Origin of the sequence: Calothrix anomala FACHB-343 (assembly GCF_014696435.1) — a bacterium.
Classification (GTDB): Bacteria; Cyanobacteriota; Cyanobacteriia; order Cyanobacteriales; family Nostocaceae; genus Aulosira; species Aulosira anomala_A.
The window spans coordinates 24,658-41,906 of the sequence record NZ_JACJQG010000027.1; the positions used below are offsets into that span (position 1 = coordinate 24,658).

A 17,249-nucleotide genomic window follows, 5' to 3' on the forward strand; every position below is an offset into this window, starting at 1 on the left:
ACCATTGACCATTGACTATTGACCAATGCCCAATGCCTAATGCCCCATGCCCAACCCCTAATAGAGTAATCTAATCTACAGTTTGTTGCAGCTTATAGTGTAAAAACACTTCTTGATCGACTTGGCGGACTTCTAAAAGTTGTAGGTGGGGGGCGAGATTTGCCAAAAATCCTTCACCTTGTACGGGTGTAGGCGCACTAGCACCACCTAAAATCAAAGGACACACAGTCAGCCATAATTCATCGATTAAACCTAATTCCAGCATTGAAGCTACTAATTCCCCACCCCCTAATATTGCTAGGCGTGTTATATGTAGATATGCCAGGTGTTTTAGCGCGGCAAGTATGTCAATCTTGCCCGTCGGGGTTTCAAAAACCAAAATTTGCTCGAATTTTGCCGCACATTTCAGTGTGGGAGTAGTTTCTGGCTGCGGAAGTTGATCTTCCCGTCTTTTCCAGAAAAGTTTCCCAGCTGTAGTTGTGAGCAACCACCTTTGAATTGGTTGTTGAAAAAAGTGAAGTTCCGGATTGAGGTTAGCAGAATGTGTAATGACTATATGAAGTGGCTGGGCAGATTTACCCTCCTGCAATCGATGTTGCAGCAGTGTTGGATGTGATACGGTAAGTGTCGTACCGTAAGCACGGAGAGTGCCAGCACCAAATAAAACGGCGTCAGAGGCAGCAATTTGTGTTTCCAGGTGTGCTTTATCAGCCTTTGAGCCAAACCGAGCAGGCGATCGCCTGAAATCTGCAATTTTGCCATCTGCACTCATTGCCAAAACTACTGTGGTATGAGGACGATGTTGCACCATTGATTTGCTTTGATAGTTTTAATATTTTGCTTGCTGGTGTGTTGAATTAACAAAAATCCATGCTTGCAAGTTCCTGTGTACTAATTTCCCAACCCTATGCATATACAACACCAGTCTTTTTTACATTTAACCTTAAGAGGTTTTGGTATACCATGTTTCATTTTGCAGATACCAGCTTTGATATGTTTAAAATTTGCTAATAAAGTAGACATAACTTCATAAAATGTCTCATTTGGCTGGATTAATTCCATATCTTTGGCTATTGTGGTTTGCAGATGCGAAGTGAGACATGCGATGGCAAAGCCTCGTCAATCATCCTTTAGACGTATATTATTAACAAGAATATTACTGGTGTTTGTGCCAGTATTATTAATAGGAGAAATAGTGGCCTTGAATAAGGCACGTACTAGCCTATTAAAAAATGCACGGCAGAACTTAACAGAAAGTGCTGTGATTAAAGGGGAAAAAATTCGCGATGCGATCGCTACCCTGAAAACTACTTTACTCATTATCAGTCGCACCAAAATAATCGAGTCGCCTTTGCCCATCGAGACGGAAGACTTTCTCACGGAGATTTCGCAACAACTGCCAACCCAAGTAGACTGTATTCAATTAACAGATGTCAAAACTGAGAAAATAGTTGCCAGTAGTTGTGGCGATCGCGAAATAGCAGAACCTAGTACCTCATTTCCTAGTCCAGGTGTTGACATCAAAGCTATATTACCGCCAAAAGCCGGCACCACAGGTTCTAGAGACGCGCAAAACCAACTGCAATTATTATTATCTGCCCCAGTCTACAATCAGAAAGGTGAATTGGCTTATAGTTTAAGCATTAAGTCAGCATTATATCAACAAACTAAAAATAATCCAGGCTCTTTATCAGGCTCGCTCCTAGCCTTCACTGAAGATGGCACAATCTTGGCACATCCCATACCAGAAAGATTGGGAACAAAAATTCAAGATTATTTGACTAACGAGCAATTTCAAAACTTAATTCAAAATGCCATTATTGAGCAACCAGGAGCGATGGATTTGTCCTTAAAACAAGGACAAGAACTGTTAGCTGGATATACGGTAATTGTCGATCCCACCAATCAAGAATCGCCGCAAAAATTGATTGTTTTAGCTGTGAGCAGTGTTGAGAATGCTCTATTTGGTTTGGAAGAAATCAAACTAATTATCATAGTATTAACAGTTGGCTTAATCGGTGCTAGCTTATTAGCATCTTTATACTTAGCGCCTTATCTAGCAGGGCCTGTAGAAGAATTGCGAGATTATGCTCTCAATATCGACAGTCGCAACAAAGCCCAACCAATACCCCACAATTTTAAAATTAGAGAATTTAATCAATTAGCACAAGCCCTAGACCAAATGGTTGAAAGGTTGAGAGCTTGGGCGGAAGAATTAGAACTAGCTTGGAAAGAAGCAAAAACTGCAAATCAAGTTAAAAGTCAGTTTTTAGCCACAACTTCCCATGAATTGCGCAATCCATTAAATATTATTATTAATTGTGTACGTTTAGTTCACGATGGTTTGTGTGATAGTCGGGAAGAAGAAATAGAATTTCTCAAGCGTGCCGATGAAACCGCAATTCATTTATTAGGAATTATCAATGAATTGCTGGATATTTCTAAAATCGAAGCAGGTAAACTTTCAGTAGTCACCGAACCACTAGACTTGCGACAATTACTTTTAGAAGTAATTAATATACAGTCAGTCAACGTTCAACAAAGACAGTTGCAGTTAAAAACTGATTTGGGTAGCGAAGCCATTCCCGTTGAAGCTGATGCAGCAAAACTCAAGCAGGTATTAATTAATGTAATTGGTAATGCGACTAAATTCACAGAACAAGGCAGTATTACCATAGCTTGTGAAATTGAACAAAGCAGCGATCGCTCCCAAGTATTAATTCATGTCACAGATACAGGCATAGGCATCGATCCTGCCCAACAGCATAAACTATTTCGCCCGTTTATGATGGTAGATGGTGCCAGCAGACGCAAAATTGAGGGTACAGGCTTAGGATTGGCGATTTCGCGCAACTTAATCGAACTCATGAAAGGTAGCATTACCCTCAAAAGTGCCGGACTTTATCAAGGTACAACAGTAACTATAGCCTTACCTTTAATTGATATTGCCCTGTTATCTCCTCCAGAAGCAGAAGAAAAGTTACAAGATATTGAAGTCCCCGTTACAGATGAAACAAAAAGGGGAATAAACGACTACCCTAAGTTACTGGAAGAATCTCTAGTCAATAGTACGGCAAAAACTGTGATAGATGAGCCGCAAGATACATCCATTTTAGATGAGACACGTGAAGTTACTAGTTCTGTAGGGTAAATTCGCGATCAAAATGAGAAACTTCTCGTTGTAAATCCCAGCCTTGAGGTTTTGAAGTCAAGCGATCGCCTTTATCACTTCATTATTACACCTCAGAACGCAAAACTTTGAGCCGGGAACAGGAAATATCGAGCTTCAAACACGGAACTTCGAGTTCAGAACATGGAATGTCGAGTTCAGAACATGGAATGTCGAGTTCAAAACACGGAATGTCGAGTTCAAAACACGGAATGTCGAGTTCAAAACACGGAATGTCGAGTTCAGAAAAAAATGCTTTAACATTCCATCATGGTAATTGACAGATTGTAGGGGCATGGCAGTGCCATGCCCTCCATCATATATTGATGTATCGCCAAAATTATTGAAATCGCGCTGAGTCTAACCAAAACAAAAGCAACCTCTCACCGCAGCGAAGAAAGGCGATCGCTAATATCTGCTAAACTTCCCCTAACAGTCACAGTATGAGGATGATTTACACCCCATACTTGCTGACAAATATCTAAAGCTTGCTGATAAAGTGGCTGTGCTTCACTATAACGCCCCGTTAATCGATAAATTTCGGCTAAATTATTGAGACTTTCAGCAACATAAGGATGATTATCTCCTAAAAGTTGCTTATCTAGTTCCAACGCCTTTACACACAAAGGTTCTGCTTCTGGAAAACGCCCTTGTTCTCGATACATATAACCTAAAGCATAAATTGTATCTGCTAACAGAGGATGCGCCTTTTGCAGTAAACGCTGCTTAATTTCCAAAGATTGCAAAAACAAACTCTCCGCTTCTTGATAACGTCCTTGAGCGCGATATATTAATGCTAAATTGTGTAAATCTGTTGCGACTTCAGAATTCTCATCTCCTAAAAATCGCTTATCTAATTCTATAGCTTGCAGCGATAATGGCTCCGCTTCTCCATAGCGTTTTTGATGATAATAAAGTAATGCTAAATTATTGAGAATAATGGCGATAGAAGGATGATTTTCACCAAGCAGATGCTTTCTAATTTCTAATGACTGTAGATAAAGCGGTTCAGCTTCGTGATAACGTTCTTGTTGATCGTATAGTAGCGCCAAATTATTGAGACTAGCAGCAACATCAGGGTGATGATCTCCTAGCAGGCGTTTTCGCAATTCCAAAGCTTGTTGATATAAAAGTTCTGCTTTACTATATTGTCCCGTAGATTTATAAAGACCGGCAAGATTATTCAGACTAGTAGCAAAAGATGGATGATTATCGCCTAAAAGATTTTGAGTCAATTCCAAAGCTTGTTGATATAAAGGTTCTGCTTCCTGATAACGTCCAATTGCGCGGTAAAATCCTGCTAAATTATTCAGATTAGCAGCTAAATCCATCTGCAAATCTAATTCCCTATTCAAATCTATCGCCTGACGCCAATACTTAATTGCTAATTCCTGTTCTTTTTGATAATTCTGAGATTCACCCCGATCTAACCGACTACGGTAAATATCACCCAACCTAGAATATAAAGTAGCCAAGCTGGGATCTTTGCTTCCTTTTTGCTGTTCAACTTTCTCGATTAACCTTTGTAAATCTTGGATAGGTAAACAAAAAGAGTAATTTTCATTAGTATCAATGCTAGCTAACTCCGTATCTCGAAAAACAAAGCGGATTGGCTCTAATTCCTTACCTGCGATCGCATTCGTTTTTTTAGACACAAATCGGAATACACCATTGCGCCAACTCCAAAAATCAGGGGCTTTTTTAATTAAATTAAATAAGATTTGATTCGTTACCCAAAGTACAATTGCAAAAGGAAATTCCCGCAATCCTTCCCTAGTCCATTGTAAATAACCAAAAAACTTTTCTTGCTCTGATTGCTCATCACCCAATTTGAGAAAATAAAGTTGTTCAGCACCCATCATCGTTATGACTGCTGGATTTCTTTGACGTAGATATTCTTCTTGTTGAACTAATTGATTGAGAGCAGATTTTAAACTCGGTTCCTGTCGTGCTAATATCACCCGATATGGACGAAAATTTGGTTGTAGTTCTGCTTCATATTTATCAATAATATCATCACGAAAACTTGCATCATCACATACAGCAATTAGCAAATTTAATCCTTGCTTTTCCGATTCTATAGAAACAATCAAATCATCATAAGCATCTTGATTTTCTTGCTCATCATCTAACTCTCCATCATCGCTAAATCCTTCATTCAACATGGATAACACCTTTATTCTTCAAACTTTCTATCAGGATTGGATGCACATCATACCAAGTTTCATCAGTGCGATATTCCAAAACATATAACCCATGTAGTAAATCTAAAAATTCCGGTTGTTTGGGGTCATTAGGTATAAATTGTTTATATACGTTTTGGAGAATGTCTATGTCAATTCTTCCTAGACGTATAGAAAAATCATTCCGAATTTTATTAATAGCTTGAAATAAAATATTATCGTCAATTATAATAGATTCTGCTGAATTTCTCCGAATTAAACGCAAACAAATGCGACAGCATTCTTTTGCAATACGGATTAATTCTCGTAATACTCCACCACTGTAAATCACAATTTTTTCAGCAGTTTGTTCGGCTATTAATTCACTAGCAATCCGCTTCTGTAAAACCTCACCGAGAATCTTAATTGTCTCAGGACGAGGTTGAGCATGAGGGAGACGATTTTTACCCTTCTCGAAGATTTTTAAAACAGGCATGACTACAATCTGGTCATTAGTTTCTGTAGTCAGAATCGTGCTAATAAATGTTTCCCTTAATACAGCAATAGGGATAGTATAAATTATGCGGAAATTCGGCTGACAAAGAGCTTTGATATTATCTTTATAAATTTCATTAACTCTGCCTAAATCGAGTTTATCTAAATCATCAATAATCACTAAAACATCTTGTTTGGTCGCAGTTTGAATCAGCGCAGCAATTTCGTTAATTCTCGCCACTAAATCTGATATTTTTCTTTCAAATTCTTGTTTAATTTCATCTCTTACCGCGGCATCAGCTTTTAATTTAGAACTAATCAGCTTGAGTAAATCAAAACCAATTTCGGCTTCCGCTTTCAAATTTAATTCTTCAGTGCGAGTGCGGGTAGCAAACCATTGATAAAGAGCCTCTTTAGTCGATTGGGGAATTTCCACCTGACGCGCTTCCGCTTCCGACATTAAATTAACTGCGATCGCAAACAGGATATTAATATGATTAACGGCTGACATTTCAATTTTGTCAGCAATAGAGAACAAGACTACAAAATACTTATTTTGAATTTGTCTGCTAAACTCAGCTAACAAAGTTGACTTACCACATCCGCGATGTCCCGTAAAGATAATTTTACTATCACCATTGGGACTATCTTCAACCAATTGGTTTAGATCTGCAATCAAATCATCACCATATTCTACTCGAAACTTTTCCATTTCATTCTTTTCCATCAATGGAAATAGTTCGAGATTGCTATATGCTTCCTGAAACAATTCTAATAATTCTTTAGACATTCCCTATCCCCGTAAAAGTGCCAACTATTCATATCATGGCTTATTTTCTTTTACGGTAAAACAACAGTTTATTGGACTGCCCAAGCTATACCAAATAATATTTACTAAGTAATCAATAGCTTAGGTAATTAAAATCAAACTTTGACTTCCAGAATTACAACAGATAGATTAGGAATCAATACAGTTCACTTAGCGCTAAAAACCTTAACCTATGTAGGTTGGGTTGAGGAACGAAACCCAACATTTCCAGGGTTTTGTTGGGTTTACACACGGTAAGCCCAACCTACAATTATCCTTAAGTGAACCGTATTGGATTAGGAATAGATGAGAAAAGTAAATAAAAATTGATAATGAATTATACATCTAGTAAATAGGCATAAATTTTAGTTTATACATTTACAATAGTGAAAGCTACTTAACAAATAAATAAAATAAATTTTATCGCTAAAAAATTTATTTTCAATATCCTTTACATCTGTACAAATTTCTTAGCCTTGAAAGGTTAAGTGTTTCTATGTATCTATGCGATTCAGTGCTAGGCTTTGTTAGTAAAATTATCATGCGATCGCATTTACAACCCCATCATTCCACCTCAGAACAGGAAATTTCTCGTTCCACAGTCAAGCGATCGCATTTCCAACCCCATCATTCCACCTCATAACACAAAACGCCGCACTTGAAACAGAAACGTTCTCACTTGAAACAGGAACATTCTCGTTTAGAACAAGAACGTTCTCGTTCAAAACAGGAACATTCTCCTTTGAAACCGGAAACGTCGAGTTTAGAACTGGGAATATCGAGTTTAGGCGATCGCGCTTGAGAATTTCCTCATAAATGTTACTTTTCTGAGGAGAGGCGATCGCGAAGAAATACAAAACTTTCACTAACAGTGGCGCTGAAATGTTGCATTAGGTGTAGGTTGGGTTTCGTTCCTCAACCCAACGCCAGATAAATGTTGGGTTTCGCAAAGCCTCAACCCAACCTACAATTTTTTTGCTGAACGTGAAGAAAATTAATATTTTTTAAATTATTTGCTGTTTAGCTCTGATTAGTTGATAGCAGAGAAGATAATGAATTACTTTGCAGCCATACGCACAGTTTTATGTTTTTTGAATCATCTGCTTTTGGTTTATATTCACCGCTTTTAATTTCTTCTATAAGTTTGGCATTAAATCTTGAATCGAGGTTACCTCTCATCAGGTCTTCAAACATAGCTAGTGGTAGCATTATACTTTCAATTTCTATCTCATCTTCGTTGAATACAACAGTCTCAAATCTAAATTTATAACCGCACCATCGGATAGTGGGTAGCCTATCTACCATTCTTTTTAAATTTTCTACCACGCAATTGTACTTTGGATCGGGATTTTTATTGTTATGTTCTATCCACCAATAAACATTGTGTCTAACAAAATGTTTCCCATTTTCACTAGTACACACCTCTATTTCTACATCATCCGCATATAAAAATTGACGAGTCATTATTCTAGATTCACTATCAGCCATTGGTTCTAATTCCTCCCAAGGTTCAACTTCAATTACATCTTGACGATTACTATTACTCTGACTTTTCTTATCAACAAGTTCTATGGGGATAGGATCATCTTCTAAAGCCTCTAAACCTGAAGCTTCTTCCTTAAACTCTGGTGTATTTTCCAGAATTATTTCTAGTTGTTCGCTGCTAAAAGCCATAAGTTCAACCCCGGCGATAGTGCGACGAGTTGAATCATCCATAAAGTGAACTAAACCCTGAAACGGAGCTACATCTATTCGTATACCGTTGTATTCCGTCTCCCAATATCCGAATTTTCCTGCCGATTTCGGCTCTGTATGGTACTCTTTCCACTTCAGTGTGCTAGCTTTTTTGTTAATATTTTTTAGTGCAGATCTTATGCTTCCTGATAAACCCCGCCTATCGTAAACAGGATAAACTAAATATATTGTTGGCGGTTCTTCATCAGCAATTGGATCGAACCCAAATATCATAGTGTTATACTTAGCTAATTGCTGAAGACTCTGCTGTAATGCTGTCTCGGCTGGAGTTATTTTTCTAATTGGTGCGACTACTTTCGACCAATTAAGCGGCGGCTTGTATAAATTTATTAACTCATTTTCGATAGTTGGCAGAGCATTTATCTGATGATTGCAATTGATCCAGCTAATACTAATAGTATCTTTGCGATTAAATCTTTTTAGCTGTTTAAATCGATGATGTTCTCGCCATCGTGTAACTAAGTTGATTGTTCTACCAATATAAAGAATTTGACCTTTGCTATCAGATACAAAGTAGATAGCTGCACAATTTGGCAGTTTGTCTTTGTCTAATAAATAAACTGATGGTAGTTCTGAGAGTTTGAGATTTGCTAATAAATCCACTGATTATTCAGAAAAATGTAACATTTAGATTTGAGACAATTTAGCTCTTGACAAAGTAGATATAATCACTCTTATTTACTAATAAAAGTAGTGACATCATCTCATTATGTAAAAGCTATATTGATAGCTTTCCCTCAAATTCTCCCAAAGTAACATTTTTCAAATATCTGCAAAAGCTATGAATCCTATAAAAAGTTGGTCAACTTAAAATTAGATGTACCTTCCCAACAGTGATTTAAACAGACATTAACCCTAGCATTGGGAGCATCAGCAGCTTCACTCACCGCATTAAACTGTACTGCTGTAACAATGTACTCAAAAATAATTACGCACTGCTTCATGGGGGACATCTTCTCAACAACAATTGTCTCCCCAATTCTGGGAATTTGCGGTAAATCCACAACAAAGGTTTCCATTTTAGGCTTTTCTAGCGGATTTTTAAAATTGAAGTACTTACAGTAAACAAGAACTTTCACTCAGAAACCCACCATTAACAACTCAAAATGCAAAATTCGCTTGTTTCAAAACTAAAAACTTTACGAGCGAGTTTACAAATATTCTCGCTGCTTAACAACAATCTCAATCAACCCACCCCTACTGACAACTAACAGTTACTTAACTCCCAAAAAACCGCGTAAAAACATCATTATGTTGACAAATACTGTTTCTAACCAAACCATAATCCCATCTAGCAACTCTAAAATTCTTTGTAAGATGTGTTTTTCATAACTGACGAATGTGGCTGTTGTTTCTATCCAATCTGGCTTGGCTTCTACTTGATTGTTTGTTTTGCGATCGCTCTCAGTTTGAGATATGGAAGCAGAATTTTGGCTACTAGAGGTAACTTTAGCAGATTTTCGCTGATTGCGGGAGATATTCGGCGCTGTTTTCTTCTTTTGTACCAAATCAGAACTAGAGGCTGATGTTTGTCTAGATTTTTGCTGACTCTTAACTAAATTTTGAGGAACAGTAGAAGTAATTGATAAACTTGATGGAGTTTTAACTGAAGGTTTGACAATTATCTCAGACTCGCCATACAAATCGCTCCAAGTTAACCAAGCATCTGCGCCTATATTTTGATTGACTAACTGGTTATTTGTTGATGTCACCTCAGAACTATCGGCTAATCTTTTACTTGGTGCTTTAATTTCTGCATCGCTAATATCTAGCTTTTTATAATTTCCCACACCCAAAAAGTAATTGAGTGCAGCTTCAATCAAGGCTGCAAAATTAACATTACTAGTCGCTGTAATTTCACCTCTAGCGGCTAATTCCTCTTTCCCATAAAGAAATATCTGCAACTGAGTTTGAGCAATTTGCATCATTTCCTGGCTGCGTTGCTGTATGGGAACTATAGCCTTAGTTTCTAAATTGGCTACTGCTGCATCGATAAAAGTTAAGGCTTTTTGATAATTTAATAAATCTTGAGTTTCGTTAAATTTACTTGCATTTAATACAGAAATTTCTGGCGGATTACTACCAGTAAGCTTTGCTAATAACCGCTCAATTTCTGGTAATGGGTTAGTTTCTTGCTTACTTGCCAATAATTTTTCCGAATTCCTGTAATTTCCAATTTCACTAATAATTTTTGCTTCTAATTTTGCTTGCTGTTGCGGTGTTAAAATATCCAGAATTTCATTATCCGCAGTAATTAGTAATAAATTCCGCTTTTCTATATCTGTGGCAATTCCTCGTACCATTAAATACATAGGCGCAGGGTTGAGACTCTGAACCTGATTTTTTGGCGGAGTTGTTGATAAAACTAAGCTAGATTCAGTAGTTGATTGTTGCGGAGAAATTTTCTCCTTGAGAAATTTTAGGAAATCTAAAGAATTTGGCAATGATAATCTGTCGTTTGAGGGGGTGGCAGTATCATCGGTAAATGGTAAATTTTTGACAGTCTCTAATACATTTACAATGGGTTTGTCAACTTGTGGTTCTAACTGTGGTTTGGCTTGAGTTGGTTGACCATCTAAGGTTCTCTCTGATGATTGACTAGAATGCAACCACATATATACAGGATACAGTATGGCTTCAACACCCCATTTAGTAGCCACTTGTACGTAGCGAATGGTGTGTTCTAATTGTTCTGTCAACCGCCGAGATTGCTGGTGGACAAAGTTAAAGATTCTGCTTTGATAACGACCAGAGGAACCGAAAGACATGGTAGTGATTTGTTAGTTAGAACTTGATTGATCTGCGAGACTCCCACTGCACAGTCACAACGACAAATTTTTAATTATCGTAAGTGCCATAATCTTAGCCAAAATATGACCCCTTCTGTAAACCAATCTCATACTAAATTAATCTCTGAGGCAATTGAGCAATTACGTGCTTGTTGTCAAGTTAATGTTCAGTTTCAGTGGTTATACTGTGAAAGTGACAGTAATATTGCTGGTGTAATGGCGGCTGATTTGTCGCAATGGGCACCTGTGAATCTCAATGAAAAAGGCAATATTGCTTGGAATGGAGGGAAAAAAGTTGTCTGGTTGCTGCAAAAGTTGGTGGTTCCTCAAGATTTACAGCGTTATCCTTTGGCGGGGTTAGCTTTGCGGTTGGCGTTGCTTTGGTGGGCTGATGTGGCTGAGGTTTATGTGAATGGGGAGTTGGTGCTGGAAGGAGATTTATTTGATTGTGCGCCTAGAGTTTTGTTGAGTCGGGGGGTAAAGCCAGGTGATGAGTTTACTGTGGCTTTACGGTTGGTGAGTCCGGGACACGATCGCGGTGCTTTGGTGCGATCGCTTTTAATTTACGAGTCTCCTGATTATAATTATCCCGATGCGGGTTTTGTGGCTGATGAGTTGGCTTTGGTACAGCTTTATTTGGAAAGGTTTGCGCCGGAGAAGTTGACTGTGTTGGCGGAGGTGGTAAAAGGGATAACGAACCGCAGAGGCGCAGAGAACACAGAGGAAGAGAGGGAAGAGAAGTTATTATCTATTCGCGATCGCTTAATTAAATCTAAAATCCAAAATCCAAAATCTAAAATATATTTGTTGGGTCATGCGCATTTAGATTTAGCATGGTTATGGCCTGTAAGTGAAACTTGGAATGCAGCACAGCGCACTTTTGAGTCGGTGCTGAAGTTGCAAGCGGATTTTCCCGATTTAATTTATTGTCATTCTACGCCAGCTTTGTATGCTTGGATTGAAGAACATCGCCCAGATTTATTTGCGCAAATTCAAGAAGCGGTAGCTGCTGGAAAATGGGAAGTTATCGGGGGTTTGTGGGTAGAACCGGATTTAAATTTGATTGCGGGAGAAGCGATCGCGCGTCAGTTATTATATGGTCAAAGATATACCCAGGAAAAATTTGGCAGAATTTCGCCTATAGCTTGGTTACCCGATAGTTTTGGTTTTTGTGCGACTTTACCGCAGTTTTTCGCGAATGCGGGAATTGAATATTTTGTCACCCAAAAGTTGCGCTGGAACGATACTACTAAATTTGATTATCAGACTTTTTGGTGGCGATCGCCTGATGGTAGTCAAGTATTTAGTTATATGTCTGCACTCATCGGTCAAGGTATCGACCCCATGCAGATGGCAAGTTACGCCTATGAATGGCAAACTCAAACTAGTATACCTGATGCGCTGTGGTTACCGGGAATTGGCGATCATGGCGGCGGCCCTACCCGTGATATGTTAGAAATTGCCCAACGCTGGCAAAATTCGCCCTTTTTCCCCAATTTAGAATTTACCACCGCCGAAACCTATCTCCAACACCTCCTCAACTCTCCCCCATCCCCTCACCCTGTCTGGGATGATGAACTTTATCTAGAATTCCATCGTGGTTGTTATACTACTCACGGCGACCAAAAACGTTGGAATCGTCGTTGTGAAAATTTATTGTATCAAGCGGAATTGTTTGCAAGTTTAGCCAGCGTCAGTTTTGGTGAAGAATACCCGAAAGCAGAGATAGAAAAAGCTTGGAAACAGCTATTATTTGAGCAATTCCACGATATTTTACCCGGTTCTGCCATTACTCAAGTTTATGTAGATGCTTTACCGGAATGGCAAGAAATAGAGCGAGTCGGCACAAAGATATTAAATGAATCACTTTTAGCGATCGCATCTTATATCAACTTACCACAACCACCACAACCAGATAGTTTACCTGTTGTCGTCTTTAATTCCCTTAATTGGCAACGTTCAGAAGTAGTTGCTGTTAACTTACCCACACCAGTAACTTCTCACCAACAATGGCAAGTTTACGATAGTTCGGGAAATAAGGTCATATCTCAGCTAAAAGACTCATCAACCTTATTATTTTCCGCCACAGCTATTCCCTCCGTCGGATATCGGCTATTTTGGCTCGTTCCTACTGCTACTGTCTCCCCTTCTTCCCCACCTTCCGCAGACTGGGTTCTCGAAAATGAATACCTGCGCGTTGAGGTGAATCCCCAAACCGGAGATTTAGCCAGTGTCTTTGATAAAACTCATCAACGAGAAGTATTAAGCGGTGCGGGTAATCAACTCCAAGCTTTTCAAGATAGCGGTCAATATTGGGATGCTTGGAATATTGACCCCAATTATGCGCAACATCCTTTACCGCCAACTACCCTCAAATCAATTGAATGGCTAGAACAAGGCGCAGTCCAAAGTCGTTTGCGAGTGATCCGCCAATTAGGTAAATCGGAATTTTGCCAAGATTATATATTATCTGTCAGCGTACCTGTACTCAAAATTGCCACCACTGTTGATTGGCAAGAAAGTCATGTATTGGTGAAAGCTGCTTTTCCTCTCAACATCGAAGCAGACTTTGCTACCTATGAAATACCTTGCGGTGCGATTCGCCGTTCCACTAAACCGCAAACCCCCGCCGAAAAAGCTAAGTGGGAAGTTCCCGCCCTGCGTTGGGCTGATTTGACAGGAGAAACCCTTGGATTATTTTACGGTATCAGTTTACTAAACGATTGTAAATATGGTTATGACGCTCAACCTAACCAATTACGCCTAACTTTACTACGCAGTCCCCACTGGCCGAATCCTGAAGCTGACCGAGGTTTTCACGAATTTACCTATGCTTTATATCCCCACGCCGAGAGTTGGGAATCAGCCCAGACAGTGAAGCGCGGTTATGAGTTAAATATCCCATTGCAAGTAATTGTTAATCTGCCAAATCATCCTAATTCAGCTTCAAAGACTCCCGAAACCAGAAGTTTCCTCAATTTATCGGCTGATAACTTAATCTTAATGGCACTCAAACAATCTGAAGACAACCCACAGCAATTAATTCTGCGTTGTTATGAATGTCACGGCGATACCGCTCAGTTATCTTTGCAAAATGATATGGGCTTCATTCTTGGCGATGCTGTAGATTTATTGGAGCATTCTCAAACCAAAGAATTCTCATCTGGGCAACAAATCTTCACGATTAGCCCTTGGAAAATTAACACTTTCCAGATTATACCAGAAACCAACCCTTGAATTTACAGACGCGACGATTTGCGTCTGTAACCTAAGCTAGCTTTAGTCTTCGTGATCTTCAAAGGGATCTGACAATTCCCTGCTGGGAGGGCCAAAGGAGATATAGATTCCCCAGCCAGTAATGCCGATAACAGCAACGGCGACAGAAATGATAAGAACTATTGCGGGTTCCATAATTGAAAGATTTATTATGAGTGCTATTCTTATAGAATATTACAGAAGATTAAAAAAAGCTTTGGCAAGTAATCTTAGGTGAACTATGGCACAAAGGACAAGGTTGGGAGATATACTGAGACCCCTAAACTCTGAGTATGGTAAAGTTGCTCCTGGTTGGGGAACTACACCAGTAATGGCTGTTTTTATGCTATTATTTTTCGTTTTCTTGCTGATTATTCTCCAAGTCTATAACAAGACCATCCTCATTCAGGATGTATTGGTTGATTGGCGCAGTCTAGGCCGTTAATCTAGACAAAGCTCAATAGCTTAAAGAATAAGCGTAGTGACACCCGGCTCATCCGGGTTTTTTTGTAGATTTGATAAACAAAAGTTAATCAAAAACAAGTCAACATATATATAGGAAGACTGCATTCTTCTTGTTTAATTCAACTGTCAATTTAGCGGAACAACACCATGAATATCTTTGGTATTGGCTTGCCAGAAATGGCTGTAATTTTGGTAGTAGCACTACTAGTATTCGGGCCGAAAAAGCTACCAGAAATTGGGCGTAGCTTAGGTAAAGCTATTCGCGGCTTCCAAGAAGCTTCTAACGAATTTCAAACCGAGTTCAAGCGCGAAGCCGAACAACTAGAGCAAGCGGTGAAAACCACTGCGGAACTCGAACCCAAGCAAATCGAAGCCGCTCCATCAGAACAGCCGAAAAGCTAACTAAAAGCTAAAATGGGTAGTTGGCAATTTTAGATTTTAGATTGCCGATTTTAGATTGTTATCAAATCTCAAATCCTCAAGCTTCAATTATTACTGGCGTCGCGCCAAACCTCAAATCCAAAATCCAAAATCCAAAATCCAAAATTGAATGACAGAGGCTGTTACAAAACCAGCTTTGGTAATTCCCCAGCTAATTGTCGGGTTGGGGAATCCAGAGCCAAAATACGACCAAACCCGCCACAATATTGGCTTTGCGGCTATTGACGCCATAGCACGGGCGTGGAAAATTCCCTTAGCAGAAAATAAGAAGTTTCAAGGCGAGTACGGTGAAGGTGTTGCGCCTGTTGGCGGTAAAATCCGCTTACTCAAGCCCTTAACTTACATGAATCGTTCCGGACAATCTATTCAAGCAGTGACTAGCTGGTATAAATTGCCGCCAGAGTCAGTGTTAGTGATTTATGATGAGATGGATTTACCTTTAGGTAAGACTCGTCTGCGCATGTCTGGTTCTGCTGGGGGGCATAATGGAATGAAAAGTGCGATCGCACATTTAAGTTCACAAAATTTCCCCAGATTGCGTATTGGTATCGGTAAACCCAAAAATTCAGCTAATGATGATTCTGGCGCTGTTTCTCATGTATTGGGACGTTTCTCGGCTAACGAAAATCAAGTCATGTCTCTAGTACTGCAGTTTGTGGTTGAGTGTGTAGAACTCAGCCTCAAACAAGGTGTAGAAAAAGCAATGAACCGTTGTAACAGCCGCAGCATTGAAATTCCTGAATCTGAGTCAGCTTAAACACAGGCTGTTCAACGGTTGTTCTGGTTATTTTCCCATTCTTGTGGTTGATGGACAGCGATTGTCGCTGTCTCCATCTAACCGTAATTCAGGCATTTCACCCGCCCCACATTTGGGTAAAAGAATTCACTCACGCCCCAAATCAGGAGTGCGATAAATCTTTGTTAATTTTCGTCAGCATCATGACAACGTCTTGTTGCTTGTTTAAGAGCTTGTCTTCAAACAGCGCTACTACCAAAATAGGTTTATTTAAAACGTCTCTTGCGTCTAGCTGCCACTGCTTTACGTTTACGCTTTTCCAATGGTGTTTCAAAGTGCCGATGATACTTTACGTCAGCTAATATACCAGCTTTGGAAACCTGGCGCTTAAAGCGACGTAGTGCTGAGTCTATTCCTTCGTTCTCTCCTAAAACCACTTGGGTCATTCTTGCTGTATCCTCACGATCGATTAGTTTCCATTGTAATAGCACCCCCTAACTTAGCAAAACTCCCCTAGCCAATAACGATGCAAAAATATAGTTTTTCACATTGGGCTAGGTTGTTTGTTACTGGAGCGTGCAAAATTTTACTACATTAGCATAATTTTTGCGCTCTTTGAGAAAATGAAGCGATCGCATCTTCACATTCCCCAACTAAAAAACAGGGATTAGGGACTAGGAGCTAGGTGTGAGGAGATAGAGAGGTGAAATTTAGAAATTGATTCTCCCCTGAGTCAACATTTTATAGCCAGCAACCAAGGCTGCAAAAGCTACAAAAAAATTCCACAAACTAGTTGGTTTTAAAATCACTCCACCACTGAAAACAACTAAGACTATTCCTACACCTAAAAGAATCCATCCCAAATTCTCCGTTTCTTTACGGAAAAAGATTAACGTCATAACACCAGCCATGATGGCCAAAAATGAACCAATAGCAGGTATCTTGCTATAAAAGTACGGATAATAACCAGTAGCAAATATAATATTTTGTCCCAAAAAGTATATACCGAGAAACAATAAGTCTAAACCTAAGAGTTTGATTAACAGCCTGCTCATATTTTTCTCTTAATAGTAATTCGATTATATATTGAGCTTTTCAGTTGTTACAAAAACTTCAGTTAAGTCCGTATAAAAATATATTAATTTTTTCTAAAATTTTCTAAAATTAGCTAACT

The 17,249-nt window shown here is 39.0% G+C and carries 16 protein-coding genes; 7 read left to right on the forward strand and 9 right to left on the reverse strand.

Features of this window, described 5'->3' with window-relative positions; all coding sequences use genetic code 11:
- Window positions 1-70: 70 nt before the first annotated feature.
- Window positions 71-811: a RibD family protein gene (locus H6G08_RS16850; protein WP_190544935.1), complete on the reverse strand. Its 741-nt coding sequence runs from the start codon at window positions 809-811 to the stop codon at window positions 71-73.
- Between the two features lie 294 nt (window positions 812-1,105).
- Here H6G08_RS16850 and H6G08_RS16855 point away from each other — a divergent pair, with 294 nt between their 5' ends.
- On the forward strand, window positions 1,106-3,151 hold the full coding sequence (locus H6G08_RS16855; RefSeq protein ID WP_190544938.1) for a hybrid sensor histidine kinase/response regulator: 2,046 nt from the start codon (window positions 1,106-1,108) through the stop codon (window positions 3,149-3,151).
- A 401-nt stretch (window positions 3,152-3,552) separates the two neighbouring features.
- On the opposite strand, the gene H6G08_RS16860 is transcribed toward H6G08_RS16855, so the two are convergent.
- Together H6G08_RS16860 and H6G08_RS16865 are read right to left on the reverse strand one after the other, a co-directional pair.
- Entirely contained in the window at window positions 3,553-5,334 is a 1,782-nt protein-coding gene (locus tag H6G08_RS16860; protein WP_190544940.1) for a tetratricopeptide repeat protein, read from the reverse strand.
- On the reverse strand, window positions 5,324-6,616 hold the full coding sequence (locus H6G08_RS16865; protein WP_190544944.1) for an ATP-binding protein: 1,293 nt from the start codon (window positions 6,614-6,616) through the stop codon (window positions 5,324-5,326). The genes H6G08_RS16860 and H6G08_RS16865 overlap by 11 nt, the downstream gene beginning before the upstream one ends.
- 514 nt (window positions 6,617-7,130) lie before the next feature.
- Between H6G08_RS16865 and H6G08_RS16870 the strand changes: the two genes are divergently transcribed.
- A complete protein-coding gene (locus H6G08_RS16870; protein WP_190544947.1) occupies window positions 7,131-7,277 on the forward strand; it encodes a hypothetical protein in 147 nt (48 codons plus the stop codon).
- Between the two features lie 15 nt (window positions 7,278-7,292).
- Window positions 7,293-7,436 (forward strand): hypothetical protein, encoded by a 144-nt coding sequence (locus tag H6G08_RS16875; RefSeq protein ID WP_190544950.1) that lies wholly within the window; start codon window positions 7,293-7,295, stop codon window positions 7,434-7,436.
- Between the two features lie 218 nt (window positions 7,437-7,654).
- Here H6G08_RS16875 and H6G08_RS16880 read toward each other — a convergent pair whose 3' ends face one another.
- The 3 genes from H6G08_RS16880 to H6G08_RS16890 all read right to left on the reverse strand — a co-directional run bounded on the left by H6G08_RS16880 (window position 7,655) and on the right by H6G08_RS16890 (window position 11,157).
- Window positions 7,655-8,992, reverse strand: a complete 1,338-nt coding sequence (locus H6G08_RS16880) for a GIY-YIG nuclease family protein (RefSeq protein ID WP_190544953.1) — start codon at window positions 8,990-8,992, stop codon at window positions 7,655-7,657.
- A gap of 185 nt (window positions 8,993-9,177) precedes the next feature.
- Complete coding sequence (locus H6G08_RS16885) at window positions 9,178-9,408, reverse strand: hypothetical protein (protein ID WP_199322625.1); 231 nt, start codon at window positions 9,406-9,408, stop codon at window positions 9,178-9,180.
- Between the two features lie 195 nt (window positions 9,409-9,603).
- Window positions 9,604-11,157: a hypothetical protein gene (locus tag H6G08_RS16890; RefSeq protein ID WP_190544955.1), complete on the reverse strand. Its 1,554-nt coding sequence runs from the start codon at window positions 11,155-11,157 to the stop codon at window positions 9,604-9,606.
- Between the two features lie 105 nt (window positions 11,158-11,262).
- On the opposite strand from H6G08_RS16890, the gene H6G08_RS16895 reads away from it, so the two are divergent.
- Complete coding sequence (locus H6G08_RS16895) at window positions 11,263-14,415, forward strand: alpha-mannosidase (protein WP_190544958.1); 3,153 nt, start codon at window positions 11,263-11,265, stop codon at window positions 14,413-14,415.
- A gap of 42 nt (window positions 14,416-14,457) precedes the next feature.
- On the opposite strand, the gene psbN is transcribed toward H6G08_RS16895, so the two are convergent.
- Window positions 14,458-14,589 (reverse strand): photosystem II reaction center protein PsbN, encoded by a 132-nt coding sequence (gene psbN / locus H6G08_RS16900; RefSeq protein ID WP_096642281.1) that lies wholly within the window; start codon window positions 14,587-14,589, stop codon window positions 14,458-14,460.
- An 85-nt stretch (window positions 14,590-14,674) separates the two neighbouring features.
- Between psbN and psbH the strand changes: the two genes are divergently transcribed.
- The 3 genes from psbH to pth all read left to right on the forward strand — a co-directional run bounded on the left by psbH (window position 14,675) and on the right by pth (window position 16,096).
- The gene (psbH, locus tag H6G08_RS16905) at window positions 14,675-14,878 is read left to right on the forward strand and encodes a photosystem II reaction center phosphoprotein PsbH (protein ID WP_190544960.1); all 204 of its coding nucleotides are present in this window, start codon (window positions 14,675-14,677) and stop codon (window positions 14,876-14,878) included.
- A 167-nt stretch (window positions 14,879-15,045) separates the two neighbouring features.
- On the forward strand, window positions 15,046-15,300 hold the full coding sequence (locus tag H6G08_RS16910; RefSeq protein ID WP_190544962.1) for a TatA/E family twin arginine-targeting protein translocase: 255 nt from the start codon (window positions 15,046-15,048) through the stop codon (window positions 15,298-15,300).
- A gap of 148 nt (window positions 15,301-15,448) precedes the next feature.
- Window positions 15,449-16,096: an aminoacyl-tRNA hydrolase gene (gene pth, locus H6G08_RS16915; RefSeq protein ID WP_190544964.1), complete on the forward strand. Its 648-nt coding sequence runs from the start codon at window positions 15,449-15,451 to the stop codon at window positions 16,094-16,096.
- 245 nt (window positions 16,097-16,341) lie between these two features.
- Here the strand turns inward: pth and rpsU are convergent, their stop codons facing one another.
- Complete coding sequence (gene rpsU, locus H6G08_RS16920) at window positions 16,342-16,521, reverse strand: 30S ribosomal protein S21 (RefSeq protein WP_008226419.1); 180 nt, start codon at window positions 16,519-16,521, stop codon at window positions 16,342-16,344.
- Between the two features lie 264 nt (window positions 16,522-16,785).
- A complete protein-coding gene (locus H6G08_RS16925) occupies window positions 16,786-17,130 on the reverse strand; it encodes a hypothetical protein (protein WP_190544966.1) in 345 nt (114 codons plus the stop codon).
- Window positions 17,131-17,249 lie beyond the last annotated feature (119 nt).